This window comes from Pseudomonas sp. BN414, assembly GCF_029871275.1.
Lineage (GTDB): Bacteria > Pseudomonadota > Gammaproteobacteria > Pseudomonadales > Pseudomonadaceae > Metapseudomonas > Metapseudomonas resinovorans_C.
Genome location: NZ_SSOL01000057.1, coordinates 19432 through 45703, shown reverse-complemented (window position 1 = coordinate 45703; position 26272 = coordinate 19432). Strand labels below are relative to the sequence as shown.

Sequence of the window (26272 nt, the reverse complement as noted above, 5' to 3'; positions counted from 1 at the left end):
GCCAGGCCACCGCGCGAGGTTTCCTTGTACTTGTCGTGCATGTCGGCGCCGGTGTCGCGCATGGTGCGGATCACCTGGTCCAGCGAGATGAAGTGCTCGCCGTCGCCGCGCAGGGCCATCTGCGCCGCGTTGATCGCCTTCACCGCGGCAATCGCGTTGCGCTCGATGCAGGGCACCTGCACCAGCCCGCCCACCGGATCGCAGGTCAGCCCGAGGTTGTGTTCCAGGCCGATCTCGGCGGCGTTCTCCAGCTGCGCCGGGGTCGCCCCCAGCACTTCCGCCAACCCCGCGGCCGCCATCGCGCAGGCCGAGCCGACTTCGCCCTGGCAGCCGACTTCGGCGCCGGAGATCGAGGCGTTTTTCTTGCAGAGGATGCCGACGGCGGCTGCGCCGAGGAAGAAGTGCACCACGTCGTCGTCGGTGGCCTCGGGGTTGAAGCGCATGTAGTAGTGCAGCACCGCCGGGATGATTCCGGCCGCGCCGTTGGTGGGTGCGGTGACCATGCGCCCGCCGGCGGCGTTTTCCTCGTTCACCGCCAGGGCGTAGAGGTTGACCCATTCCATGGCGCTCATGGTGCTGCCGATCACGTTGGGCTTGCCCAGCTCCTGCAGGCTGCGGTGCAGCTTCGCCGCGCGCCGGCGCACATTGAGCCCGCCGGGGAGGATGCCTTCGTGACCGAGGCCGTTGGTCACGCATTCCTGCATGGCGTCCCACAGTTTCAGCAGCCCGCTACGAATCTCCGCCTCGCTGCGCCAGGCCTTCTCGTTGGCCAGCATCAGCTCGGAGATGCGCAGGTTGTGGCGCTGGCAAAGCTCCAGCAGCTCTTCGGCGCTGGAGAAGTCGTAGGGCAGTGCGGTGGCGTCCTGGTCCAGCTGGCCGGACTTCGCCTGGGCCTCGTCGACGACGAAGCCGCCGCCGATGGAGTAGTAGGTGTCGCGGTGCAGTTCACCCGCCGCGCCTTCGACGATCAGGGTCATGGCGTTGGGGTGGTACGGCAGGTTCTCGTCCAGCAACAGCAGGTCGCGGTTCCAGTCGAAGGCCACCGGGTGACTGCCATCGAGCCGCAGTTCGCGGCTTTCCCGCAGCGCCTCGATGCGCGGGGCGATCTGCTTCGGGTCGACGCGGTCCGGCCACTCGCCCATCAGCCCGATCAGGGTCGCGCGGTCGGTGCCGTGGCCGACACCGGTGGCCGACAGCGAGCCGTACAGGCGCACCTCGACGCGCGTCACCTGGGCCAGCAGGCCGCGCTCGCGCAGTGCCGTGGCGAACAGCGCCGCCGCCCGCATCGGGCCCACGGTGTGCGAGCTGGAAGGGCCGATACCGATCTTGAACAGGTCGAACACGCTGATGGCCATGCAGGTTCCCCGCTTGGAGGCAATTTAGGAGCGATGTGTGGGGGCGAATTCATTCGCGAATCAGGCCGCGGGCCTGCCCTGCAGGATTCTCCCGATCCCGCCTCAGCGAAATCTGTCTGTATCCGACTCGAAAATGTACCGGCGCACCGCCTCGCCCACAGAAACCGGGGATCATGCTGTGGATAAGCTGTAGAGCCACCGCCCGACCCCTTGCGCCACGCTGCTTGCAGCGAAATGGTCATTTCTTGAGCTATTTCAGGCGCTTGCCGAAACAGCTGCCCCCAGAATCTGTGCAGCGGGCTGTGGATAAGGTGTGTGTGTCGATGCCGAACGGCGGCGCTGCGGGACCTGCGAAGAAATGATCAAAAAACAACCAAATTAAACGCGCGATTAAATTTTGTAACCCCTACGGACCCCATCCAAAGCGGCTGGTATAACTGATTGCGTTCAAATAATGACCACCTCAGAACCCGACACCCTGTTCCAGTCACACTCCTGATTCATATCGAGACCACCATGACTCGACCCGATGCCCGGCCTCGGCGGTTGCGGCTGCCCGATGGCCGTATCCTCGCCTACCAGCTCTATGGCGCCAGCGATGGCCGCCCGCTCTATTACTTCCACGGTTTTCCTGGCAGCCGCCTGCAGGCCGCGCTGCACCATGAACAGGCGCTGGCCGCCAATGTCTGCGTGGTAGCGGCGGAGCGACCGGGCTTTGGTTGGTCCGACTACCAGCCCGGGCGCAACATCCTCGACTGGGCCAATGACGTTGCCTTCATGGCCGACACCCTCGGACATCAGCGCTTCGGGGTGCTCGGCGTGTCGTGCGGCGGTCCCTACGCACTGGCCTGTGCCCATCGGTTGGGCGAGCGCCTGGATTATGTTGGGTTGCTGGCCGGCATGGGGCCGATGGACATCCCCGCACTGCGCACGGCGCAACTGCCCGCACTCAAGGTGATGTTCGGCCTCGCGCGCGTCCATCCCCGGCTGGCCGGTCCGCTGCTGGCACTGGACCGGCTGATGTTCCTGCGCAATCCGGCGCGCGCTTTGAAAGCCCTCGCCGGACTCCTGGCCGAACCGGATCGCCAGTTGCTGGCCGCCGATCCACAGACGGCGGAAGACTTCGCGGACTTTCTGACCGAGGCCTATCGCCAGGGCGTTCAGGGTGCCTGCCTGGAAGCCGCGCTGATCGCATCGCCGCGCCCTTTCGGGCTGGAAGACATCCGGACACCGGTGCACCTCTACCAAAGCGGCCTCGACCGCCACGTGCCCGAAGCCATGGGCCGCCACCTGCAGGCGCATCTGCCCTGCGCCAATCTGCGTCTTTATCCACAGGAAGGACACCTTTCCATCGTGATCAACCAGTTCCCGCAGGTGCTGGTGGACTTCGAACATTCCCGACAGAACGAGGCAGCCTGACATGACCGATACGCTCACCTACCGCGGCGCCGTCTACCCCTGGCACTGCGATCACATGGGCCACATGAACGTGATGTGGTACGTCGGCAAGTTCGATGAAGCGACCTGGCAGCTCTTCACCTTGCTCGGTCTTGCGCCATCGCGGCTGCGCGGCGAGAACGCGGGGATGGCGGCAGTGGAACAGCGGATCGAGTACCGGCGCGAGTTGCATGCCGGAGACGTGGTTTCCATTCATTCGCGGGTGCTGGAGATGAAGGACAAGTCGATCCGCTTCTGCCACGAAATGCGCAATGACGAGACCGGTGAAATTGCCGCCGTCACGACCCTGGTGGGCGTGCACCTGGATACCCAGGCGCGCAAGGCCCGCGCGTTCCCGGAAGATGTCCGCGCGCGGGCGGCGGCCTGGGAGCCGGTCGACTGACCACTATCCCCACAAAACGTGGACGTTCCTGTGGACAAACTGTGGGAGCGGCCACGCAGCCCGCGTAATGCCTGGGCTGCAGCCGATCGATCAAATTATGATCAGCCGTTCAGCTGACTCAGGCAGGACTGGGACACCTTGATCAGGCGCTGCTGGGTCTGATCGGGCAAGGGGGTTTTCTGGGTCTTGAGTTCTTCAAGCTCGGCAGTGCTGAACTCAGTGCTGACCTGGTCAGCGGCGCAACTGCAATAACGCTGCAGCTTGTCGCCTGACACATTGGCCTGCGCGCTGGTCTTGCACTCCTGGATGAAGTGGTCGCGCTCGCCGCTGGGCCATTCGGCGGCTACGGCCGGCAGGCCGATCAACACGGGGATGAACAGAGCGATCAGGGTCGGGTAACGCATGTCGGTTCCTCCTTCCTGGGCAGGGCGTCGCCGTGAGGCGGGCTCTTGGATTCTGAGGGGCGGATGGCCGCTGGAGTTCCCCTGGTCTGATCAGGCGCCAGCCATGGAAAAGGATGTCGCCTCGAACGAATCCCAAGCCTCCAACCTGGCGTAAAGTTAGGCCCCATACGCCTGTGCCTGCAGGCGATCGGACAGAAGGACCAGTACATGACCGACCAGACCCAGCAATTCGCCAGTGACAACTACTCCGGTATCTGCCCGGAAGCGTGGGCCGCGATGGCCGAGGCCAATCACGGCCATGAACGCGCCTATGGCGATGACCAGTGGACGGCGCGGGCCTCCGACTATTTCCGGGACTTGTTCGAAACCGACTGCGAAGTCTTCTTTGCCTTCAACGGGACCGCGGCGAACTCCCTCGCCCTGGCGTCGCTGTGCCAGAGCTACCACAGCGTGATCTGCTCCGAGACCGCCCACGTCGAGACCGACGAATGCGGCGCGCCGGAGTTCTTCTCCAACGGCTCCAAGCTGCTGCTGGCCAAGACTGCCGACGGCAAGCTGACGCCCGAGGCGATCCGCGAAATCGCCCTCAAGCGCCAGGACATCCACTACCCGAAACCCCGCGTGGTTACCCTCACCCAGGCCACCGAAGTCGGCACTGTCTACCGTCCCGAGGAAGTCCGCGCCATCAGCCAGGTGTGCAAGGAACTGGGCCTTAACCTGCATATGGACGGCGCGCGTTTCTCCAATGCCTGCGCCTTCCTCGGCTGCTCGCCGGCCGACCTGACCTGGAAAGCCGGGGTGGACGTGCTCTGCTTCGGCGGCACCAAGAACGGCATGGCGGTAGGCGAGGCCATCCTCTTCTTCAACCGTGATCTGGCCGAAGACTTCGACTACCGCTGCAAACAGGCCGGCCAGCTGGCGTCGAAGATGCGCTTCCTCGCTGCTCCCTGGGTTGGCCTGCTGCAGGACGACGCCTGGCTGCATTACGGCAACCATGCCAACGCCTGTGCGCAACTGCTGGCCGAACTGGTCGCCGACGTACCGGGCGTCAGCCTGATGTTCCCGGTGGAAGCCAATGGCGTGTTCCTGCAGATGTCCGAACCGGCGCTGGAATACCTGCGCGCCAAGGGCTGGCGCTTCTACACCTTCATCGGTGCCGGCGGTGCGCGCTTCATGTGCTCCTGGGACACCGAGATGGATCGCGTGCGTGAACTGGCCGCGGATATCCGTGCGGCGATGAGGGCCTGATTCACGTCTCCGGCTTCCGTCTCCTGTGGGGGCGAATTCATTCGCTAAGGGCAGCGCAGCTGCCCCCTTGCCGCTCCGGCGGGCAGGCCTGCGGCCTGTATAGCGATTGAAATCGCCCCCACAAGTTTCCCCCACAGGCTTCTCTCGCCCATACAGTTTCCCGCCTTACCCCCGTTTTCCGTGGACCAACCTGTGGACAATCTGTAGAGCCACTGCTGCAGCCCACGCCATTCGCGGCCTTCCGCCACTTGTATATTTCCTGATCTATTTCAAAGACTTGGCACTTCTTCCACACAGATTCTGTGCAGCGAAAGGTACACAAGCTGTGGAAAAAGGAATGCGCGCTTAGTCCTGCCTGCCTTGCGCAGAATTGATTAAAAAGTAGACAGACTGGTATTTCCGCGGTTTTATCCCCACAGCCTGTGAATAACCCTGTTGAAAACCTGTTGGTGGCTATGTATAGCCAACCCCCCGCAACTCAAGGCTTTCAAACAGATTCGCGGAGCGGAGCGGTCAGCCGCCGGGATATTGCGCACAAAATCCCTGAAGAACCCTGTGGAAAAACCGTTTGCAAGTCGATCAACGCCAGTATTTACGCACTGTACAGAGAAGTGATCACTTGCCGATCTGTTGGCCGTTCAGGTCCATCCGTGGGCTAAAAACCCGCTTAGCCAGTGGAAAACCCGGCGTTTACTCACAAAGCCAGTGGAGTCTTCTGTGGACAAGCTGTACAGACACTGGCCGACACCAGGAATGGCGGGACCTGCCGCGATTCGTACATTTTTCGCGCAATATCAATGAGTTGTAGAAAGCACGAGGCATCCGGGCACGCATGGACCGCCTGCCTATACTGGAAACACCCAGTGTGCGGAGGTACTCATGGCGAACTACTCGGTGGAATCCATTCGAACGGTCGCCCTGGTCGGCCATGGTGATAGCGGCAAGACCAGCCTGACCGAAGCCCTGCTGCAAAGCAGCGGCGCGATTGCCAGCGCCGGCAGCCTGGAGCGCGGCGACACGGTGTGCGACTTCGATCCACTGGAGCGCGAGTATCGCCATTCCCTCGCCTCCGCCCTGGCCCACTGCAGCCACGAGGGCGCCGAACTCAATCTGATCGACACCCCCGGCTATCCCGACTTCATCGGCCAGTCCATCGCCGCCCTGGCGGCCGTGGAAACCGCGCTGGTGGTGGTCAATGCACAGAACGGCATCGAGCTGACCACACGCCGGATGATGACCATGGCTGCCGAGCGCGGCTTGTGCCGGATGCTGGTGGTGAACAAGATCGATGCCGAGCGGGTCGACCTCCCTGCCCTGCTGGCCAACCTTCGGGAAGTCTTCGGCAAGGAGGTACTGCCGCTGAACCTGCCGGCAGACAATGCAAGTCGCGTAGTGGATTGCTTCTTCGAGCCTGCTGGCGAGGCCGACTTTTCTTCGGTGGCCGAAGCCCACCAGGCCCTGGTCGACCAGGTGGTGGAGGTGGATGAGGAGCTGATGGCGCGCTACCTGGAGCAAGGTGAAATCGCCCCGGCTGAACTGCATGAACCCTTCGAGCGAGCCCTACGCGAAGGGCATCTCATTCCCCTGTGTTTCACTTCCGCACGCACGGGTGCCGGGGTGGCCGAATTGCTGGACATCCTCGCGCGCCTGGCACCCAACCCCACCGAGGGCAATCCCCCACTCTTTCTCAAGGGCGAGGGAGCGGACGCCAAGGCCTTCCGCTCCCGGCCCGACCCTCAGCAACACGTGCTGGCCCACGTATTCAAGGTGGTGATCGACCCGTTCGTGGGAAAGCTCGGCATCTTCCGCGTGCACCAGGGCACCCTGATGCGGGACATGCAACTGTTCGTCGGTGATGGGCGCAAACCCTTCAAACTCGGACACCTGCTGCGCCTGCAAGGCAAGCGCCATGAGGAAGTGACACGGCTGATCCCCGGCGATTTCGGCGCCCTGACCAAGGTAGACGAAGTGGAGTTCGACTCGGTCCTGCACGACTCCCACGACGAGGATCAGATCCATCTCAAGGCCCTGGATTTCCCCGAGCCGATGCAAGGGCTCGCCATCGAGGCCAAGCGCCGTGGCGACGAGCAGCGCATCGCTGAAGTACTGAGTCGTCTGCAGGCGGAAGACCCTTGCGTGAAGCTGGACTACCAGGCCTCTACCCAGGAAACCGTGCTGCGTGGCATGGGCGAGCTGCACCTGCGCTACCTGCTGGATCGCATCACCGGCACCTACAAGCTGGAGGTGGAGACCCGCCCACCCAAGGTCCCTTACCGCGAAGCCATCACCCGCCCCGCCGAGGGCCACAGTCGGCACAAGAAGCAGACGGGCGGCGCCGGCCAGTTCGGCGAGGTGTTCCTGCGTATCGAACCGCTGCCACGGGGCACCGGTTTCGCCTTCACCGACGAGGTGAAGGGCGGTGTGATTCCGTCGCAGTTCATTCTCTCGGTGGAAAAGGGCGTGCGCTCGGTGCTTACCTGCGGACCGCTGGCAGGCTTGCCGGTGGAGGATGTGAAGGTCACCGTCTACGACGGCAAGCACCACCCTGTGGACTCCAAGGACATTGCCTTCCAGGCCGCCGGACGCAAGGCCATGCTCGATGCGCTGCGCGCTGCCGGAGAGGTAGTACTGGAGCCTGTGGTAGCAGTGGAAGTGACTGCGCCGGAAGCCAACCTGGGTGATATCACCACCGACCTGATTGGCCGTCGCGGCCAGGTCACGGGTACCGAGTCACTGTCCCAGGGTTTGGCGCTGGTCTACGGCCAGGTGCCCCTGGCGGAACTGGACGGCTACGCCGGACGGCTCAAGGCGATCACCCAGGGCCACGGCGCCTTCAGCATGGTCCTCAGCCACTACAACGCCGCACCCCAGGATGTTCAGCAGAAGCTCTCCGGCAACTACAAGGCGGTGCAGGAGGAGGATTGAGAGTCCTTGTGGGGGCGATTTCAATCGCTTAGCTATTGCCAGCGAACGGAGCCTTGTAGGAGCTAGCTTGCTAGCGAAAAGGGCCATTCGCTGGCAAGCCAGCTCCTACGGCAATGCAGTGCAGACACGACCCATTCATTCGCCCCCACAGGCATCCGCCCCGACGAGCTCCACTATCAGACCAACCCTTCCGCCTTCAGCGCTGCCTGCACGGCCGGGCGGGCCGCCACGCGGGCCTGGAAGGCCTGGAGATCGGGGCAATCGGAGATGTCCATGTTCAGGTGACCCGTCCAGTTGGTGACCGTGAAGAGGTACGCATCCGCTGCGGTGAAGTCGTCGCCAGTGAGGAACTGCTGGTCATGCAGTTGTTGGGAAATCCAGAGCAGACGCCGATGAGCCATGCCGGCGTAGGTTGCCTTGGCCTTGTCATCCAGCGCCGAATTGAACTGGGCTCCGAGTGTCTTGTGCACTTCGCTGCCGATGAATGCCTGCCACTCCATGACGCGATAGCGCCGCATGTCGCCAGCTGGCGGCATCAGGTCGGTGCGCCCTGCCTCATCGCACAGGTACTGGCAGATCACCGGGCCTTCGGTCAGTTTCTGGCCATCGTCCATTTCCAGCAGCGGCACATAACCCTTGGGATTGCTGCGGTAGTAATCCCAGTTGTCGGCTGTCTTGTGCGTGGCCAGGTCGACCTTCTCCAGGGTGAAGGGCTTGCCGATTTCACACAGGACGATATGCACGGCGAGGGAGCAGGCTCCGGGGGAATAGTAGAGTTTCATCGCATGGCACCTCAGGCAGGTCGCAAGGGACCGGCGCAGGCAGGTGCGCCGGCGGAACGAAGGTTCGATCAAGCATAGCGGGGGTTACCCCCACCAACGGTGGACCAGCCTGTGGACAAGCTGTTCGTGCCTGATTCGTGCCCGCGTGCTGCGTAGCCTGCAGAGGATTGGTGGTTTTTTCAGCGATTTCAGCGAGTTGCGCACAACAACTGTGCACCGCTGCGCCCACAAGCTGTGGATAGATGGCGCCAGCCCACGATTGCCGTGGGCTGGAGGGAGTTGCTCAGAAAACCATCAGTAGTCGATGGCCACGTCGCCCTTGGGAATGCTGCAGCAGGAAAGGATGTAGCCCTCGGCGACATCTTCGTCGGTGATGCCGCCGTTGTGTTCCATCTCCACCTCGCCGGCGGTCTTCATCACCTTGCAGGTTCCGCAGATGCCCATGCCACAGGCTTTGGGAATATGCAGGCCGACCTTGGCGGCAGCCGAGTGCACGGTCTCGCCGGGCGCCACGCGGATGCTCTTGCCGGTTCCGGTGAACTCCACCAGGTTCATGGCGCCAGCCGGTACTTCGGCAGCGGCTTCGGCAGCCTCGGCGGCATGCTCCTTCACTTCTTCGCGGATTTCCGGCGGCGTCGGGCCGAAGGCTTCCTCGTGATAGCGCTTCATGTCGAAGCCGGCGGCCTCCAGCAGGCGCCGGACGGCAGACATGTAGGGCGTCGGGCCGCAGCAGAAGATCTCGCGCTCCATGAAGTCGCCAGCCATCAGGTCGAGCATCGCGCGGCTCAGGTAGCCGCGATAGCCGGACCAGGTTTCGCCGATCTCGTACTTCTCGCAGATCAGGTGCAGCTTGAAGTTCTCGATGCGCGAGGCCATGTGGCGCAGCTCGCGGTGGTAGATGATGTCTTTCGGCGTCCGCGCACTGTGGACGAAGATCATGTCCACCGCGCCGTTGGTGTCGAAGAACCAGCGCGCCATGGACATCACCGGGGTGATGCCGACGCCACCGGAAAGGAACAGCACCTTCTCCGCCGGGAAGTCGATGGCGTTGAACAGGCCGACCGGGCCGTGCACCGGAATCACGTCGCCTTCTTTCAGGTTGTCGTGCAGCCAGTTGGAAACCTTGCCGCCCGGCACGCGCTTGATGGTCAGCGAGAAGCTGTAGGGCACCGACGGCGAGCTGGAGATGGTGTAGGAGCGCATGATCGGCTGGCCGTCGATCTCCAGCTCCAGGGTCACGAATTGCCCCGGCTTGAAGAAGAACACCATCGGCTGGTCGGCCATGAAGCAGAACGTACGCACATCCCAGGTTTCCTGGATCGCCTTGACGCAGCGAACCATGTGCCGGCCGTTGGTCCAGGTCTGGGTCGTGATCGGATTGAGGAAGTTATTGGTCATGGACGCTGCTCCGCGCGTGGCCGGATATCGGCCTAATGTGGCGGATTGTGAATAACGCAAAAACGGCCCATTTACCTGTCCGCGACATTCACATGCTCATCGCGACCTGCCAGCAACCACCGGGGCTCGCCCGTCGGAAACGGATGCCCCCATGTCGCCCATGGATAAGGTCGTACCTCCCAGCGCCAGCACACTCATTCCCAGCCGAACCATAAGGCTTCCGAGCGAACCACCCTCGCACCCGCAGCAGGGCAGCCAATCGGCAGGCAAGAAACGAGGGCAGGTCACGCCGCCTTGCGTGACAACCGAATCAGCCACTTATTTGCGGCGGTCGCCGGCGCGACCAGCCATTGAGGAGTTACCGATGGACGTCACTTCCACCCTGAGCCTGGGCGATCCGCTTGAACCCGCACGCAAGGCCACGGCCGAAATGCTCCGCGAACGCGACCACAGCTTCTCCCTGCCGCAGCCGTTCTACAGCGACGAACGCCTGTTCCAGATCGACATGCAGGAGATCTTCCACAAGGAGTGGCTGATCGCCGGCATGACCTGCGAAATCCCCGCCAAGGGCAACTACCTGACCCTGCAGATCGGCGACAACCCGATCATTGTCATCCGTGGCGGCGAGGGCCAGATCCACGCCTTCCACAACGTCTGTCGCCACCGTGGCTCGCGCCTGTGCGTCAGCGAGAAAGGCAAGGTCGCCAAGCTGGTCTGCCCGTACCACCAGTGGACCTACGAACTGGACGGCCGCCTGCTGTTCGCCGGTACCGAGATGGGCGCCGACTTCGACATGAAGGAATACGGCCTCAAGCCGGTCAACGTGAAGACCGCAGGCGGCTACATCTTCATTTCCCTGGCCGAGAACCCGCCAGCCATCGACGACTTCCTCTCCACCCTGGCCCATTACATGGAGCCGTACGACATGGAGAACACCAAGGTGGCCGTGCAGACCACCTTGAGGGAAGCCGCCAACTGGAAGCTGGTGCTGGAAAACAACCGCGAGTGCTACCACTGCAACGGTTCGCACCCGGAACTGCTGAAAACCCTGCTGGAATGGGATGACGTCACCGACCCGCGCGCCAGTCAGGCCTTCAAGGACCAGGTCGCCGCCTGCACCAAGGCCTGGGACGAGGAGAAGATCCCCTACGCCCACGCCAGCTTCGGCCTGCGCAACCGCATCGTGCGCATGCCCCTGCTCGACGGTACCGTCTCCATGACCATGGACGGCAAGCAGGGCAGCAAGAAACTCATGGGCCGCATCAAGAACCCGGACCTGGGCTCGATGCGCATCCTCCATCTGCCGCACTCGTGGAACCACTGCATGGGCGATCACCTGATCGTGTTCACCGTGTGGCCCATCAGCGCCCAGGAAACCGTGGTCACCACCAAATGGCTGGTGCACAAGGACGCGGTAGAAGGCGTGGACTACGACGTGCAGCGCCTGCGTGAAGTCTGGGATGCCACCAACGACCAGGACCGTCGCCTGGCCGAAGAGAACCAGCGCGGCATCAACTCCTCGGCCTACCAGCCGGGCCCGTACTCCAAGACCTACGAGTTCGGCGTGATCAATTTCCTCGACTGGTACAGCGAACGCATGCTGAACAACCTCGGCGATACCCCGGCCACCCAGCTGCGCCAGGTCAACGAGTAACACTTCCAGGGAGTTCGGCGAGGCCGCTGCGGCAGCCTCGCCGGGCGGAGGAACAGCCATGTCCGTATGCCTCGGCTTCGCCATCCTCCTGACGCTTTATGGACTGGCCTCGAGCCTGCTCAAGGCCTGGTCCGAACGCTCACACTGAGGTCCCCTCAAGGACCACCCTCGCCCTCGTCGGGATGTCGGCCCTGACGGGGGCTTTTTTTGCCCGCCATATTCCCGTTTGCTCCGCGCGAGCACCCTTTCCGAAACTCAGCCAGCCCGGCAAAACCCTCAATGATCTCCAGTTCCAACGGGAAATTGGCTGTGTGAAATTTCCCGTTCCAGACGAATTGACGATAAGCACACATTCCGCTTCGGAATTCTCCGAAGACTGCGAAGCGACTTCAGACGGACCCTGAATTCCTACAAAAAAATCGGAAACCCCAAGATCTAGTAGGTCAGAGCCGTCTGATCTTTACTGACCCTAAGTCATACAGAGGGCTCAGCCATGAAGAAAATTCTTATCCCCATAGCGATGCTGCTGATTGCATTTTCAGCGGTTTCTCATGCAAGCGACGGCAAGACGACTCATGGCGTCATTCACTTCGTAGGGAGCATTCAGAGGGGGCCGTGTGAATATTCCACGGCCACTTGGAATCGGCATGCAGGTCGAATAAGTGGCGTCAGCCCGGCCAGCGCAGGGGCGGTTCCCGCTGCAAACGGAGTCTGTGCTGGCATAGCTGATACGTCCTCCATCAGCACTTATGTAGTCGCCAGCAGCTCCCGTTCCACGATTCGCGGCAAGGTGGTGATCGTCACCTTTAACTGAAAGGACGACGCCCCACGGGCCTCGCCTGCTACCTCCGCTGGGGGCAACGGCTACCGGCAACTGCCGTCGGAAGCAGACAGCCTTCAATCACGAAGTGTTGGCATAGACCGAATGCCCCCACGCGGATCCCGCTCCGAATCGCCCCGGCCAAGCAAGTGCCTGCTTCCTTCTCCCCTCACGCTCAAGCGGAAAGTCGTTGCCGCTACCTCGAACCCGCTCTCCGAAAGCTGCGAACGCAAGATGCCATTGCGCTGAAACAACCGTTTATCACGGCTTTCATCCTGCATTGAAACGACCACGATCGTCGCTGAAAACACCGGCAAGAAAGGGGCTACCCCCAATATCGGTAATTCCTTACAGAATCAAAAACCCAATCTGATATTCCCGATTATCACTAGGGATTATCTTGACCGGGCATTTCGATGCACCACTTTTCGTGATCAATTTGTCTGGAGTAACACATGAAAAAGCTCTCCCTGGCTTTCCTCGCGATGTCCGTCATTGCCGCCAACGGTTCCGCCTTTGCCGGTACCGACGCGGGCAGCGGTCAGATCAACTTCACCGGCTTCATCAACAACGATGCCTGCACGGTAGACGGCGCCGTCGGTAAGGAAAAAGCCATCCTCGTCGACATGGGCAACCTTGCCATCAAGGACATCGGCACCGATACCGCCCCGAACGCCGGCCGAATCGGAGCCAGCAACTTCAACCTGAACGTCAACTGCAACCAAGGCACCAAGGTCGCCATGCTGTTCAAAGCCCAGTCCGGTTCCGGGGTGGTCGACGGCAAGAAGGTCCTGAAACTGAACCCGGGCATCGACTCCGCCAAGAACGTCGGAATCGCCATCCTGGACAGCAATGGCCAGGTCATCGACTTGAGCGCGCCTGCTACCGCCAAGATCGAAAGCGCACTGATCGGCGGCGACGCGACCCTGAGCTTCGCCGCCGCCTACGTCACCACTGCCGACCCGAAAACCGCCACTGCCGGTGACGGTAACGCAACTCTGCCGTTCGTCCTGCAGTACGAATAAGCAGGAACGGCATCCTTGAAGCCTGGCGGGGCCATCCGGCCTCGCCACTTCCCTGGTACATGATGGTAATTCCTATGCTCCGTCGCACGATCTCCACTTGCCTGGGCGCCTTCAGCCTGGTGCTGGCTTCCCACGCATCTGCGGGAATCTCTCTCAGCTCCACTCGTATCGTTTTCAACAGCCCCAGCAAAGAGGCCAGCGTCACCGTTCGCAACACTGGAAAGGACGTCCTTGTTCAGTCATGGATCGACAGCGACAAGGATTCGGACACGTCACCACCTTTTGCCGTGACGCCTCCGCTGGCGCGCGTACCGGCGAACGAACAACAGTTACTGCGCATTCTCTACGAAGGCAGGGGCATGCCCACCGACCGGGAGTCGGTGGTATGGCTCAACGTCCAGGAGATTCCCCAGACCAGCGAAGGCCGGAACATCTTGCAGCTGGCCGTACGCCAGCGAATCAAGTTGTTCTTCCGTCCGGAGGGGCTGACGACCGAGGCCCACCGCGCACCGGAAGAACTGCAATGGCAGCTCGCGCGCCATGGCGGCATGACAGAACTCAAGCTTCGAAACCCGAGCAAGTACCACGTCTCCATGGGCGACGTGAAGCTGGGCAACACGGTGGCAATTGATTCCACCATGATCGCCCCCGGCGAAGAGCGGGTATTCAGCGTACCGAATCTGCCGTCTGCGAAAACCGTTGATCTGACCTTCTCCAGCATCAACGACTACGGAGCCCAGGTGCTCTACTCCGCAAGCCTTTCCGTCGGGAGTCCCGCTGGAGCCACGGCAAAGCGGTCCAGCTGAGCTCTGTAACGAGCTTTATCCCCAACCTCTGGCTCACCTCCGGCGGGTGCTGAACGCTCCCGCATGGCACCGCTCGTTCCTAAGGGGAGGTGAGCCGGGCAGCTCGCAGGCATTGAGAAATGAGCAATTGGCCCAGTTACATCGAGGGACGGTGCACTCGGTTGCCCGCGGACAACCGAACTTCGCTCCCTCTGGTTCACCCCAGCAAACTCGCGCTAGCCATTTCCCTGGCTCTCCCTTCGATGGCGCTGCATGCCAAGTCCCCCGAACCGTTACCGGTGGCAGCTCTCCAGGTCGCCTCGTTCAACACGACCTTCCTCAAAGGTGCACCGTCCGCCGTTGACCTGCAGTCTCTGCTGCGCGCGAACAGCGTCGTGCCTGGCAACTATCGGGTGGACCTTTACAGCAACGAGGTACTGGTCGGGCGCAAGGACATCGACTTTCTGCGCAATCAGCAGACGGGCATCGTCGAACCCTGCCTGAATATCGAGCTCCTCCATCTGCTGGGCATCGACCTGGCAAAGCTGGTGGAACAAGGCGTGGTCGATCCCGACACGGCCGCCACCTGTTACGACCTGCCGACACTGATCGACCAGGCCACGCTACGCTACGATTCGACTCGCCTGCGCCTGTACGCCAGCATTCCGCAGATCGCGATGCTCCAGGGCCGGCGCGGCTACGTTGACCCGGCGCTGTGGGACAACGGCGTCTCCGCCGCCTTCGTCAACTACCAGTTCAACACCAACCGGAACCGGGACGATTACGGCCGGCGGATGTTCAACAACCTGGGCCTGCGCAACGGGATCAACCTGGGTGCCTGGCGCCTGCGCAACGAGTCGAACTTCCGCACAGGCACAGATCGGCCAAGCACCTTCACCAGCAACCGCACTTATCTGCAGCGCGACGTCACCAGTCTCAAGGGGCAGCTCACCCTGGGCGAGATCTATTCCGACGCCCAACTTTTCGACAGCGTGCGCTACCGCGGCATCAAGCTGGCCTCCGATGAAGCCATGCGGGCGGATAGCGAGCGTGGCTACGCGCCGGTCATCCGCGGCGTTGCGGAAACCAACGCAACCGTGGAGATTCGCCAGAACGACTACATCCTCTACTCCACGACCGTGGCGCCGGGTCCGTTCGAGATCAACGACATCTTCCCCACCGGCTCCAACGGCGACCTGGAGATCACTATCATCGAGGCCGACGGGCGTCGGCGCGTGAGCCTGCAGGCCTTTTCAAGCCTGCCGACCATGGTCCGCGAAGGCCAGCTGAACTACAGCGTTTCTGCAGGCGAGTTCAACAGCAACAGTGACGATCTCAAAAAACCGGCACTCGTGAGTGCGACTGCTGCCTATGGCCTCAACAGCAACCTCACTGCCATTGCTGGCACCCAGGCCACCCAGGACTTCAATGCCGTATCGCTCGGTGCCGGGCGAAATACCTCGATCGGTGCAATGTCGGTCGACGTTACCCACTCGGCCAGCCGGGTTCGCGGGCTCTCCGCCCGAGGCAACAGCCTGCGTGCGCTGTACGCGAAGACCTTCACCGGTACCGACACCAGCTTCACCCTGGCGGCCTATCGCTACTCCACCGAAGGGTACCGGACGCTCTCCGACCATGTTCAAGAACTCTCCCTGGGCGTGCCGAGCACGAGTGGTCGCTCGAAGACCCGTACCGACCTGACCGTCAACCAAACCCTTGGCCAGCGCAAGTACGGCAACGTCTACATCAATGCCAGCGACGAGCGTTACTGGAATCGCGGCGGCTCGCGCAGCCTCTCCGCCGGCTACTCCAATGGCTGGCGCGACGTCAGCTACAACTTCAGCGTGAGCCAGACCCGCAACATCGGTACCACCGGCCCGTCGAACGACGACACCCAGCTACACCTGTCCGTGTCCTTCCCTCTGGGCTCGCAGCCACGGGCGCCACGCGCCTACCTCTCGAACACCCACCAGGACAGCGGCGACAACACGCAGGTCGGCGTACACGGCTACCTGTCCGAAGACGGCGACACCTCCTACTCAGTGCAAGGCAGCAAGAGCAGCAGCGGGGGTAGCTCGGGCTCGGTCAACCTGAACAGCCGCACCTCGCTTGCGGAGATCAGCCTGGGCTACGGCAAGGGACGCAACTACAGTTCGGAGAACCTCACCCTGTCCGGCTCCGTCGTCGCCCACGCGGGCGGCATCAACCTGGGCCAACCGGTGGGTGAAACCTTCGCACTGGTGGAAGTGCCCGAAATCTCGGGTGTCGGCGTCAGCAACTTCACCGGGGTCAGCACCGGATACAACGGCTACGCCGTGGTGCCGAACGCCCAGCCCTACCGGACCAACTGGATCACCCTGGATACACGCAACCTCGGCGGCGATATCGAGATCGACAATGCCACGCAGCAGATCGTGCCGCGCCGCGGGGCCATAGTGTTGGCCCGTTACGAAGGGAAGAAGGGGCAACGTGTCCAGTTCGAGCTGTTCGACAGCCTGGGCCAACCCATCCCATTCGGCGCTTCGCTGGAAGATGCCAACGGCAAGCAGCTTGCCATCTCCGATCCGAGCGGCAGGGCACTGGCCCTGGTCGAAGAAGAACAGGCCACGCTAACCATCAAGTGGAGCGGCAAGCAGTGTTCCGCCGCCTATGCGTTACCGCCGCAGGACAAGTCCAGCAACTACCAACGCTATCGCCTCAGCTGCCAGAACTGAGGGGCGAAAGGTCAGCCCTCGGGTCGCTCGGCAAGGTCATTGCGCCGGGCGAACTCTATCAGCTCCAGCAAGGACCCGAGGTTGAGCTTCTGCTGGATGCGGGTCTTGTAGGTACTGATGGTCTTGTTGCTGAGCAGCATACGCTCGCCAATTTCCTTGTTGGAAAGCCCGGTCGCCAGGTACTGCAAGACCATCAGTTCCTGGTTGGACAGCCGCCCCATCAGCTCGCTTTCGCTCAACGCCGGTGCCTGGCTGCCGTTCATCGCAATGGACGGGAACACGGTGAATCCGGCGTTGATGGCGTTGATGGCCGTCAGCAGGTTCTGCAGGTCCTCTTCCTTGCTGACGAAGCCCTTTGCCCCCGCCTGGAGACAACGCTGGGAAAAGCCCTCTGCCGACTGCGAAGTTAGCACCAGGACATGACTGTCGAGCCCCAGCGCCTGGATTCGCGAGATGACATTGAGACCATCAAGGCGCGGGATGCCAATGTCCAGAATGACGATATCCGGCTCGTGCTGACGAATCAGCTGCAAGGCATCGACGCCATTGTCAGCCTCGCCAACGACCTCCATCCCGTTGTGCTCCAGCAACATGCGGACAGCCATACGGATCACTGGATGATCGTCGACGATCAGGGCACTTCTCATTGCAACCTCAAAAAAGGGGCCAGGCATCCATGACGCTGCACCCGAACTTGGCCGAAGCCGACCACCGATGAAATTTCCTACAACCACCTAGGACGCGTCGCCTAGCTGGGGGCGCGTGTCCCTAGGTAACTTGGCCGTTATCCCAACCGCTGTCGAGCCCACCATGAAGAACTTGAGCATTCTGGTGCTGGAAGACGAACCATTCCAGCGCCTGATCGCGGTAACCGCCCTTCGGCAACTGGGGCTCGAGAAGATCCACGAAGCGGCGGACGGCGCCAGCGCCCTGTCCTTGCTCGAAGCCTCCGGCGGAGTCGACATCGCCCTCTGCGACCTGCGTATGTCTGGCATGGATGGTGCCGCCTTTCTCCGTCACGCCAGCCAGGCCGGCGTCATCCGTTCGGTGATTCTCAGCAGCGAGGTGGAGCCAGAGCTGCGCCAGGCGATCACCGCGATGATCCGTTGCCTTGGCCTGGATTTCCTCGGCGACCTCGGCAAGCCCTTCGACATGCAGCGTGCTGCCGACCTGATCAAGCGCCATACGGCCCTTCCAACGCTGCCCGAAGCCCTCGCGACGACGAATGCGCCGCCTTCTCTGGAGGAAATCCTCAGAGGCCTGGAACAGGGTGAGTTCGAACCGTATTTCCAGCCGAAGGTGTGCATGAGGACCGGTGAGCTCCAGGGTGCTGAAGTCCTCGCCCGCTGGCGCCATCCAGACCGAGGCGTGTTGTCGCCTGGCCATTTCCTGCCAGCCATTGAGGATCACGGCCTGATCGATCGACTATTCTGGCAGCTCGTCGAGCAAGGCCTGGAACTGCAACAGGAACTCGGCCGCAGCGGACAGCAGGTGAACCTCGCCTTCAATCTCCACCCACGACAGCTGGGCAATCTCGATATCGCCGAGCGCGTTGGCCAGGCCTTGGAGTTGGCTGGGCTGCCAGGCTCCGGACTGACGTTCGAACTCACCGAAACCGGCCTGCTGGAAGCGCCAGCCGCCAGCCTGGAAAGCCTGGTCCGTCTGCGCCTGATGGGCTGTGGACTGGCGATGGATGACTTCGGCGCCGGCTACTCGTCGCTGGATCGCTTGTGTGAACTGCCCTTCAGCGAGGTCAAGCTGGACGCGACATTCGTCCGCAAGCTGAATAACCAGCCGCGCAGCGGGGCGGTCATCCGCGGCGCGGTCGCCATGGCCGAGGCCATGGACCTGACGCTGGTGGTGGAAGGCGTGGAAACCACCGAGCAACGCGAGCGCCTGCTTTCGCTCGGCTGCAAGGTGGCACAGGGTTTCCTCTTCGCACGGCCGCTGGATCGCAGCAGCTTCCGGGCGCTGCTGGCCGATCATTTGCACCCCGGACGTCACTGATTCCGGGCCAGCTCCGCCAGCAACGCACTCTCCAGCTCCAGCATCGCCCGCCGCAGCCCCTCCGCACCCGCGCGCAGGTCCGAGGGTTGCGGCGCCGGTAGCTTGCATGCCTGTTCGAGTTCATTGCAGGCGTCGATCAGCGGTTCCGCGCGGATCACACGTGCGGCGCCCTTGAGGCGGTGGGCGAGTTCAGCCAGGGCAGGCGCATCATTCCTCCCGGCCAGTTCAGCCAAGGGCTCCAGATCCCGCCGATTGGTCTCCAGCAATTCGTTCACCAGATTGCGAATCAGAACCGTATCACCGCCAGTAAGCGGTGCCAGGGGAGACAGGTCGAACAACGCTTCACCTTTGGTTTCCTCCGCTGGAGCCGTGTCGCCCACGACTTCGCCTCCCGACGCCCCCCAGAGTTTCTCTTCCAACAGGTCGAGACCGATGGGTTTGATCAGGCAGTCGTCCATGCCAGCTTGCAGGCCCCGCTCGATTTCATCCGGCTGGGCATCGGCCGTCAGGCCGAGAATCAGGACCGGCGCACGCGGCCCCTGGCGTTCTTCGGCGCGGATCGCTTGAGCGAGGCTGGCGCCATTCATGAGCGGCATGTGGCAATCGGTGGCGATCACATCGAATGGATAGGCGCGCCAGGCGGCAAGGGCCTCCACGCCATTCTCCACCGCGACCACTTCGTGTCCCAGGTAGGCCAGTTGCTGGGCGAGGATTTGCCGGTTCACCGGATGATCATCCACCACCAGCACCCGCAACCTGCGGCGCTGCTGTACGCGATCGGGCGAGGGCAACGCCGGCTCCTCGACCGGTTCGAGGCGGTGCAGGCGCAGCTCCAGGTCGATTCGCGTGCCCTGGCCAGGCGTACTGGTCAGGTTCAGCCGGCCACCCATCATTTCGCAGAGAGAGCGGCTGATCACCAGTCCCAGGCCCGCGCCCTCGGTCTGCTGCTTGCCGCGCTCCACCTGGGCGAAGGGGCGGAACAGCCGGCCTTGCTCCTCCAGCGAGATACCGATGCCCGTGTCCTCGACCCCCAGGTGGACGCGCAGCATCTCACCTTCCAGCGCCTCACCGCGGATGTGCACGCGAACACTGCCCTCGCGGGTGAACTTGATCGCGTTGCTGACCAGGTTGGAAAGGATCTGCTTGAAGCGCAGGGAGTCCACCAGGACGTCGCCCTGGATACTGGAATCGATATCCAGCAGCAGGCTCAGACGCTTCTGCCGTGCCAGCCCATCGAACACCCGTGCCACCGATTCCACCAGTTCGCGCAGGTTGGCCCGCTGCGGTGCCAGGCTGAGCCGGCCCGATTCGATACGGGCGATGTCGAGGATGTCACCGAGCAGCGCCAGCAGGCTGCGGGCCGAGCCGTAGGCCACTTCAATGCTGGTGCGGTCGATGGGCTGGTCGGCGGCACGCTTCAGCGCCAGCTCGAGGATGCCGATCACCGCGTTCATCGGCGTGCGGATTTCGTGGCTCATGGTCGCGAGGAAGGTGGTCTTGGCCCGGCTGGCCTCGTCCGCCAGGTTCTTCGCCGATTCCAGCTCCTGCACCAGATGACGGTGCTCGGTGATGTCGAGCCAGCCGCAGATCACGCCTTTGACCTTGCCGGTGGAGTCCTGGAAGGGTTGGATCCAGTGATCGATCCACAGGCTCTTGCCACCGAGAAGAACGTGGTGGACGCCCTTGATCATCCGCCCTTCCGCCATCGCCTGGAGGTAGAGCCGATGGAACTCCGGCGCAGCCTCGAAAACGTCTCCAGGCAGTTCCATCGGAGTGAGGCCGCGCACCTGTTCCGCTTCCAGCCCCAGGCTCGTCGAATAGCTGCGGTTGCACGACAATAGCCGCCCTTCGGTATCTCGCACATAAAGCGGCGGCGGCATGCTGTCGGTCAGGGTTTCGATGAAGCGCAGCTCGTCGCTGAGCTGGCGCTCGGCCGTCTGCCGCCGCCGCACTTCGCGACGCAGGTGCAGGACCCAGGCGAGCACCAGCAGCAGCAGCAGGGACGCACCGATGAGGATGCGCTGAATCAGCGCGCTGTAGTCGCGCCAGATCTGTGGGCTCATGGCCCGGCTACCGCGCCAACGATTCGATGCTGCGTCCAGTTCGTCCGGAGAAATGCTGGCCAGGGCCTTTTCGATGATCGAGTACAACTCGGTATCGGCGCGGCGCACGGCGAAGTTGGCATGCGCCGGGTCGATGGGCGGCAGTGCCGCGATCTTCAGGCTGTTTTCGAACAGGGGCACGGTGTAGTACTGCGCCACCGGCATCGCCACCAACGCGAAGTCCGCTTCGCCGGAACGCACCATATTCATGGCGTCCAGAGAGGAGGCGGCTTCGATAAACTGCATCTCGGGATAGATCTGCCGGACTTGCTCGCGGGCCACGTTGCCGCGGCTCAGGGCGAGGCGCTGGCCCCTCTCCCCGATCGGCGCGACTTGACCCCCTTCGCCCATATGCGCCACCAGTACGAAGGGGCTGGCAGAGATCGGCCGGGTGAAGCGCAACTGGCTTTCCCGTTCCTTGCTCGGCGTCAGGATAGTCAGGTCCGCGTCACCGTCTTCCAGATCTTCGAGTTGGCGGGCGGGGCCACCGGTATGGCTGACTGCTTCGAAACGCAGCCCCGTGCGCACCGAGACCATTTCCAGCAGGTCCGCCACAACGCCACGTAGCTGCCCGCTGTCGTCGAAGTAAGCCAGCGGTGCCTTGTCGTCATCGATCACCAGGCGCACAACCGGATGGGATTGCGTCCAGCGCGCTTCCTCGGGTGTGAGCGGCTGCAGGTCGCGCACGGGAATCACACCAATGCCCATCCAGCGCCGGGATATCTCGTCAAGGCGCGCCCGGCCCACCGCCCTCAGGGACGCGTCGAGGCCGCGCAACAGGCGCTGGTCTTGCTCCCGAACGATGAACGCGACGCCGACATCCGGCTGGTCGACGAAGCGATCGAACCTGGCCATGCCATAGAAGTTGCGATTGAGCTGGTAGTAGACCGGTAGCAAGTCGCCCAGCAGCAGATCGGCTTCCCCGAACGCAACCGCCGCCAAGCCATCCTCCACCGACCGGGCAACCACCTGCCGCGCACCGGGATAGCGCTGGCCGAGTGCCTGGTCATGCCCCGGCACCAGGGCGACGGTGACGCCAGCGAGGTCCTGCGGGAAGTCGCGCTGGTCGTCATAGCGGCGGAACAGCGCCAGCCGATCAGTCGCTATGGGCACGCTGCGAACGACGCTCTGGCCGGCACCGTCCTGGCCATCCCCAATCAGCAGGTCGATCTCGCCGGCGACCAGGGCCTGCAGCAGGGCCGGCCGGTCGGGGTACCGACGCAGCTTGATCTGCATGCCGAGCAATTGCTGGACCAGTGCCACGGCGTCGGCCGCGATGCCTTCGTAGCCGCCATCACGCCCGATGATTTCCAGGGGCGCGAACTCTCCACCCGTGACGCCCAGCACCAGTTCGCGCTTCTGCCGTAGCCAGTGCCAGTCTTCCTCGCTGATCAACAGTTCCTGCTGATCGACCACCAGTTGGCTGGAAAGGGTCAGTGGGCGAGCGTCCTCGCCAGCGTAGGCAGTCCCCACCATGAGAAGCCAGAAGAAGTGCAGGACTGCTCTGGAAAGGAAATTACGGGTCACCTGGCCGGTCCGCCTCGCAGAATTGAATGAACAGAACATTAGTTGAAAGAGGGCAATTTTTTCGGGGCGACCTACACGCCAAGAAGTCTGCCTACAGACTCTGTAGGAAACTTCCTAAACGTCCAATCAAAAGACAAACCGCCAATATACTTCCGCTCCTGAACATTCACCTGCTACTTGGGACACCCGAAACAGTACGGGCAAATCTCAGAAACAGATGAAAGTTAGTACGAAGTTATCAGATCGGTCTGAAGGATAAGTTGCCGAGATTCTGAATAGGATTTCCGTTAAAGCCAACTTGGCATTCTCACGCCGATCGAAACGAACCCCCATCTCAATGGGCCGGCGTGGCCATCCACATCTTCGATAGCCCCCATTCTCAACGGCAATTCCCGAAGGCCTGTGAGCGCTCCGTACTCATTGGAAACCTGACATGGAGAACCAACAGATGAACAAGGTACTGCTGATCGACAATCAGTCCATGATCCGATTTGCAACTCGCGTACTGCTGGAGCGAGAGGACTATGAAGTGATCGGTGAGACCGAAAGCGGCGTGGAAGGCCTGAGCATGGCGCGTTCGCTGCGACCCGATCTGGTGATACTGGATATCGCCATCCCCAAGCTCGACGGCCTGGAAGTCCTGGGCCGACTCAGCAGCATGGACGCCAACCTCAAACTGCTGGTGCTGACCTCGCTGCCAGCCTCGCTGTACGCCAACCGCTGCCTGCAGGCGGGCGCCACCGGCTACATGTCCAAGCAGGAACAGGCGGTCAGCCTGGTCTCGGCTGTGCGCTCGGTACTGTCCGGGTACAGTCTGTTTCCCAGCACGGTGCACCTGCCGGATACCTCGCAGCGGGGCGAGTGCAGCGACAGCCATCTGCTGGACACGCTGTCCGACCGCGAACTGGCGGTCCTGCAGAATCTGGCCAACGGCAAGAACAATCAGGAAATCGCCAAGCAGCTGTTCATCAGCCACAAGACGGTCAGTACTTACAAATTCCGTTTGATGGACAAGCTGAAGACCCGCAACCAGGTCGACCTGATCGACTTCGCCCGCCGCTATGTGGTGCCCACCCCCTGAGGGACGAGCACCAAAAGAGAATGCAGCCGCCTCAGCGGGGCGGCGGCAGCCCGATCACACACCCCACATGCAGGGGTCGCGGCAGTTCGCGATGATCCGCCGACACGGCCTCTACCCTCGCCGCCACCGGCGCAGCGAAGACCGCCGAGCGCGATGTATCGGCAGCCACGTTCATCAGCATCTGCTCGCTGGCCGCCAGCAACTCCTCTCCCCCCTCCAGATACAACCCGTGGTGGATATGCAGCCGCTTGGCGTCATGGGCGAGCAGTTGGGTGCGCACCTCCACCTCGGCTCCCAGCTTCACTTCGGCCAGGTAGTTGAGGTGGCACTCCAAGGTGAACAGCGTGTGGCCCGTGGAGGCGCGACCCTGTTCGTCGAGGCCGATCTCGTCCATCAGGGCATCGGTGGCATAGCTGAAGATCAGCAGGTAGAAGGCATCCCGCAGATGGCCGTTGTAGTCCACCCAGTCGGGCAGGACGGCAGTGCGGTAGGTGGTGAGGGCGTGACTCATGCAAAAACTCCCAGCGAGGCGCCCTCTCCCCAACCCTCTCCCTGAAGGGAGAGGGGTTCAGCACGGAGTGGCGGGAAGGTTTGAGGTTAGTCGGCGAAGGCGAAGCCGTGATTGGCCTTGGTTTCCTTGATGGCGCCGAGCACCGCCAACAGGCAATCGTCACGGTAGCGTTCCAGCTCGGCAATGCTACGTGAACCCTGCTGCTCGGAGGTGCCTTCCACTACCCGGTCGATCAGTTCGTCGGTCAATTCCGGCGCCGGCAGGTAGGTCCAGGGCAATTGCAGCGCCGGGCCGAATTGGGCCATGAAGTGCCGCATGCCGGCATTGCCGCCCGCCAGGGTGTAGGTCAGGAACGTGCCCATGAATGACCAGCGCAAGCCAGCGCCGAAGCGGATGGCATCGTCGATTTCGCCGGTGCTGGCGACGCCATCGTTCACCAGGTGCAGCGCTTCGCGCCAGAGGGCCTCGAGCAGCCGGTCGGCGATGAAGCCCGGCACTTCCTTGCGCACGTGCAGCGGGCGCATGCCCAGCCCGGTGTAGATTTCGATGGCCGCCTGGACGGCCTCCGGCGCGGTCTTCTCGCCGCCCACCACTTCCACCAGAGGCAGCAGATAGACCGGGTTGAACGGGTGGCCGACCACGCAGCGTTCCGGGTGCACGGCGTCTGCGTAGAACTCGCTGGGCAGCAAGCCCGAGGTGCTGGAACCGATGATCACATCCGGTCGTGCGGCAGCACTGATCTTCGCGTGCAGATCAAGCTTGAGGTCCAGTCGTTCCGGCGCGCTTTCCTGGATGAAGTCGGCATTTCGCACGCACTCCTCGATGGTCGCGACGAAGCGCAGACGCTCCTGCGAAGCACCAGGCGCCAGGCCCTGTTTTTGCAGGGACGGCCAGGCGTTGGCGATGCGTGCACGCAACGCGGCCTCGGCGCCGGGCGCCGGGTCCCAGGCGATGACGTAGAGTCCGTGGGCCAGCGCGCGGGCGATCCAGCCGCTGCCGATGACGCCGCTGCCGAGGGCGGCGAAGGTCTTGATCTGGGTGACGAAGGACATGGTGGCTCCTGGACAGGCAAATCGAATTGGGTGGAAACAGTCTGTAGGAGCGAGCTTGCTCGCGAAGCTCCTGGAAGCATCATTCGCGAGCAAGCGCGCTCCTACACATTCGTACGGTCAGCGGCGCTTGAGCTTCATCTTCTCTCGACCCTCGGCCGGGGTCAGGGCGCGGCCGCCGAGGCGTTCGATGATCTCGATGGCCCGCTCGACCAATTGGCCATTGCTGGCGTGCACGCCGCGGTCGAGCCAGATGTTGTCTTCCAGCCCCACCCGCACGTTGCCACCCAACAGCATGGCCTGGGCGACCATGGGCATCTGCGAGCGGCCAATGCCGAAGCCGGCCCAGGTGCAGCCAGCGGGGAGGTTGTCGGCCATGGCCTTCATGGTGGTGGTGTCGGCCGGCGCGCCCCACGGAATCCCCAGGCAGATCTGGAACAGCGGGTCTTCCAGCAGGCCTTCCTTGAGCATCTGCTTGGCGAACCAGAGATGGCCGGTGTCGAAGATTTCCAGTTCAGCTTTCACGCCCAGCTCAGTGATGCGCTTGGCGCCGGCACGCAGCTGCGCCGGGGTGGAGACGTAGATGAAGTCGCCGTCGCCAAAGTTCAGGGTGCCGCAGTCCAGGGTGCAGATTTCCGGCAGCAGCTCTTCCACATGGGCCAGCCGCTCCAGCGGCCCGACCAGGTCGGTGCCGGTGCCGAACTCCAGCGGCTGCTCGCCCTTGCCGATTTCCAGGTCACCGCCCATGCCGGCGGTGAGGTTGATGATGATGTCGGTGTCGCTCTCGCGGATACGTTCCACCAGCTCCCGGTACAGCGCCACATCGCGGCTCGGCTTGCCAGTCTTCGGATCGCGCACATGGCAATGGGCGACGGTGGCGCCGGCCTTGGCGGCTTCGATGGCGGCGGCGGCGATTTCCTTCGGAGTGACGGGAATGGCCGGGTGCTTGCCGACGGTATCGCCGGCGCCGGTGACGGCACAGGTGACGATGACTTCGTAGTTCACGGTTGTTTCATCCTTCTGCGAGGCGATCGGAAACCGTGCG

The 26272-nt window shown here is 62.7% G+C and carries 20 protein-coding genes; 11 read left to right on the top strand and 9 right to left on the bottom strand.

The features are described 5' to 3' along the window. Nucleotides 1–1355 (bottom strand): L-serine ammonia-lyase (locus tag E8E95_RS11895; protein WP_280348310.1); only part of this gene is annotated, 1355 nt, incomplete at its 3' end. A gap of 516 nt (nt 1356–1871) precedes the next feature. Here E8E95_RS11895 and E8E95_RS11890 point away from each other — a divergent pair. Both E8E95_RS11890 and E8E95_RS11885 read left to right on the top strand, forming a co-directional pair. Beyond that, nucleotides 1872–2774: an alpha/beta hydrolase gene (locus E8E95_RS11890; protein WP_280350279.1), complete on the top strand. Its 903-nt coding sequence runs from the start codon at nt 1872–1874 to the stop codon at nt 2772–2774. 1 nt (nt 2775) lies between these two features. After that, nucleotides 2776–3195 carry a thioesterase family protein gene (locus tag E8E95_RS11885; RefSeq protein WP_280350277.1) on the top strand — a complete coding sequence of 140 codons (420 nt, stop codon included), beginning with the start codon at nt 2776–2778 and terminating at the stop codon, nt 3193–3195. A gap of 101 nt (nt 3196–3296) precedes the next feature. Here E8E95_RS11885 and E8E95_RS11880 read toward each other — a convergent pair whose 3' ends face one another. Continuing rightward, nucleotides 3297–3599 carry a hypothetical protein gene (locus E8E95_RS11880; protein ID WP_280350275.1) on the bottom strand — a complete coding sequence of 101 codons (303 nt, stop codon included), beginning with the start codon at nt 3597–3599 and terminating at the stop codon, nt 3297–3299. 207 nt (nt 3600–3806) lie between these two features. Here E8E95_RS11880 and E8E95_RS11875 point away from each other — a divergent pair, with 207 nt between their 5' ends. Both E8E95_RS11875 and fusA read left to right on the top strand, forming a co-directional pair. Then, nucleotides 3807–4847 (top strand): low specificity L-threonine aldolase, encoded by a 1041-nt coding sequence (locus tag E8E95_RS11875; protein WP_280350273.1) that lies wholly within the window; start codon nt 3807–3809, stop codon nt 4845–4847. A gap of 879 nt (nt 4848–5726) precedes the next feature. Continuing rightward, nucleotides 5727–7772 carry an elongation factor G gene (gene fusA / locus E8E95_RS11870; protein WP_280350271.1) on the top strand — a complete coding sequence of 682 codons (2046 nt, stop codon included), beginning with the start codon at nt 5727–5729 and terminating at the stop codon, nt 7770–7772. 176 nt (nt 7773–7948) lie between these two features. Here fusA and gstA read toward each other — a convergent pair whose 3' ends face one another. Further along, a complete protein-coding gene (gene gstA / locus E8E95_RS11865) occupies nt 7949–8554 on the bottom strand; it encodes a glutathione transferase GstA (protein ID WP_280350269.1) in 606 nt (201 codons plus the stop codon). A gap of 294 nt (nt 8555–8848) precedes the next feature. Continuing rightward, nucleotides 8849–9952 (bottom strand): glycine-betaine demethylase subunit GbcB, encoded by a 1104-nt coding sequence (gene gbcB / locus E8E95_RS11860; protein ID WP_280350267.1) that lies wholly within the window; start codon nt 9950–9952, stop codon nt 8849–8851. 364 nt (nt 9953–10316) lie between these two features. On the opposite strand from gbcB, the gene gbcA reads away from it, so the two are divergent. The 5 genes from gbcA (at nt 10317) to E8E95_RS11835 (ending at nt 16950) form a co-directional block, all read left to right on the top strand. Next, on the top strand, nt 10317–11606 hold the full coding sequence (gene gbcA, locus E8E95_RS11855) for a glycine-betaine demethylase subunit GbcA (protein ID WP_280350265.1): 1290 nt from the start codon (nt 10317–10319) through the stop codon (nt 11604–11606). 493 nt (nt 11607–12099) lie between these two features. Beyond that, nucleotides 12100–12420, top strand: a complete 321-nt coding sequence (locus E8E95_RS11850) for a hypothetical protein (protein ID WP_280350262.1) — start codon at nt 12100–12102, stop codon at nt 12418–12420. Nucleotides 12421–12881: 461 nt separating this feature from the next. Continuing rightward, entirely contained in the window at nt 12882–13451 is a 570-nt protein-coding gene (locus E8E95_RS11845; protein WP_280350260.1) for a fimbrial protein, read from the top strand. A gap of 74 nt (nt 13452–13525) precedes the next feature. Further along, nucleotides 13526–14257 (top strand): molecular chaperone, encoded by a 732-nt coding sequence (locus tag E8E95_RS11840; protein ID WP_280350259.1) that lies wholly within the window; start codon nt 13526–13528, stop codon nt 14255–14257. Nucleotides 14258–14499: 242 nt separating this feature from the next. Next, nucleotides 14500–16950, top strand: coding sequence for a fimbria/pilus outer membrane usher protein (locus E8E95_RS11835; protein ID WP_280350257.1), 2451 nt, complete (start codon nt 14500–14502; stop codon nt 16948–16950). 11 nt (nt 16951–16961) lie between these two features. Here E8E95_RS11835 and E8E95_RS11830 read toward each other — a convergent pair whose 3' ends face one another. Beyond that, nucleotides 16962–17597, bottom strand: a complete 636-nt coding sequence (locus E8E95_RS11830) for a response regulator transcription factor (RefSeq protein WP_280350255.1) — start codon at nt 17595–17597, stop codon at nt 16962–16964. Between the two features lie 163 nt (nt 17598–17760). Here E8E95_RS11830 and E8E95_RS11825 point away from each other — a divergent pair, with 163 nt between their 5' ends. Beyond that, nucleotides 17761–18957: an EAL domain-containing response regulator gene (locus E8E95_RS11825; protein WP_280350253.1), complete on the top strand. Its 1197-nt coding sequence runs from the start codon at nt 17761–17763 to the stop codon at nt 18955–18957. On the opposite strand, the gene E8E95_RS11820 is transcribed toward E8E95_RS11825, so the two are convergent. Beyond that, nucleotides 18951–22586 (bottom strand): transporter substrate-binding domain-containing protein, encoded by a 3636-nt coding sequence (locus tag E8E95_RS11820; protein WP_280350251.1) that lies wholly within the window; start codon nt 22584–22586, stop codon nt 18951–18953. The two genes, E8E95_RS11825 and E8E95_RS11820, sit on opposite strands and share 7 nt — an antisense overlap. A 448-nt stretch (nt 22587–23034) precedes the next feature. On the opposite strand from E8E95_RS11820, the gene E8E95_RS11815 reads away from it, so the two are divergent. Then, the gene (locus tag E8E95_RS11815; RefSeq protein ID WP_280350249.1) at nt 23035–23667 is read left to right on the top strand and encodes a response regulator transcription factor; all 633 of its coding nucleotides are present in this window, start codon (nt 23035–23037) and stop codon (nt 23665–23667) included. A 31-nt stretch (nt 23668–23698) separates the two neighbouring features. Here E8E95_RS11815 and E8E95_RS11810 read toward each other — a convergent pair whose 3' ends face one another. From E8E95_RS11810 to E8E95_RS11800, 3 genes are all read right to left on the bottom strand, one after another. Then, entirely contained in the window at nt 23699–24178 is a 480-nt protein-coding gene (locus E8E95_RS11810; protein WP_280350247.1) for a thioesterase family protein, read from the bottom strand. An 86-nt stretch (nt 24179–24264) separates the two neighbouring features. Beyond that, nucleotides 24265–25230 (bottom strand): L-carnitine dehydrogenase, encoded by a 966-nt coding sequence (locus tag E8E95_RS11805; RefSeq protein WP_280350245.1) that lies wholly within the window; start codon nt 25228–25230, stop codon nt 24265–24267. Nucleotides 25231–25347: 117 nt separating this feature from the next. Beyond that, the gene (locus E8E95_RS11800) at nt 25348–26232 is read right to left on the bottom strand and encodes a 3-keto-5-aminohexanoate cleavage protein (RefSeq protein WP_280350243.1); all 885 of its coding nucleotides are present in this window, start codon (nt 26230–26232) and stop codon (nt 25348–25350) included. Nucleotides 26233–26272 lie beyond the last annotated feature (40 nt).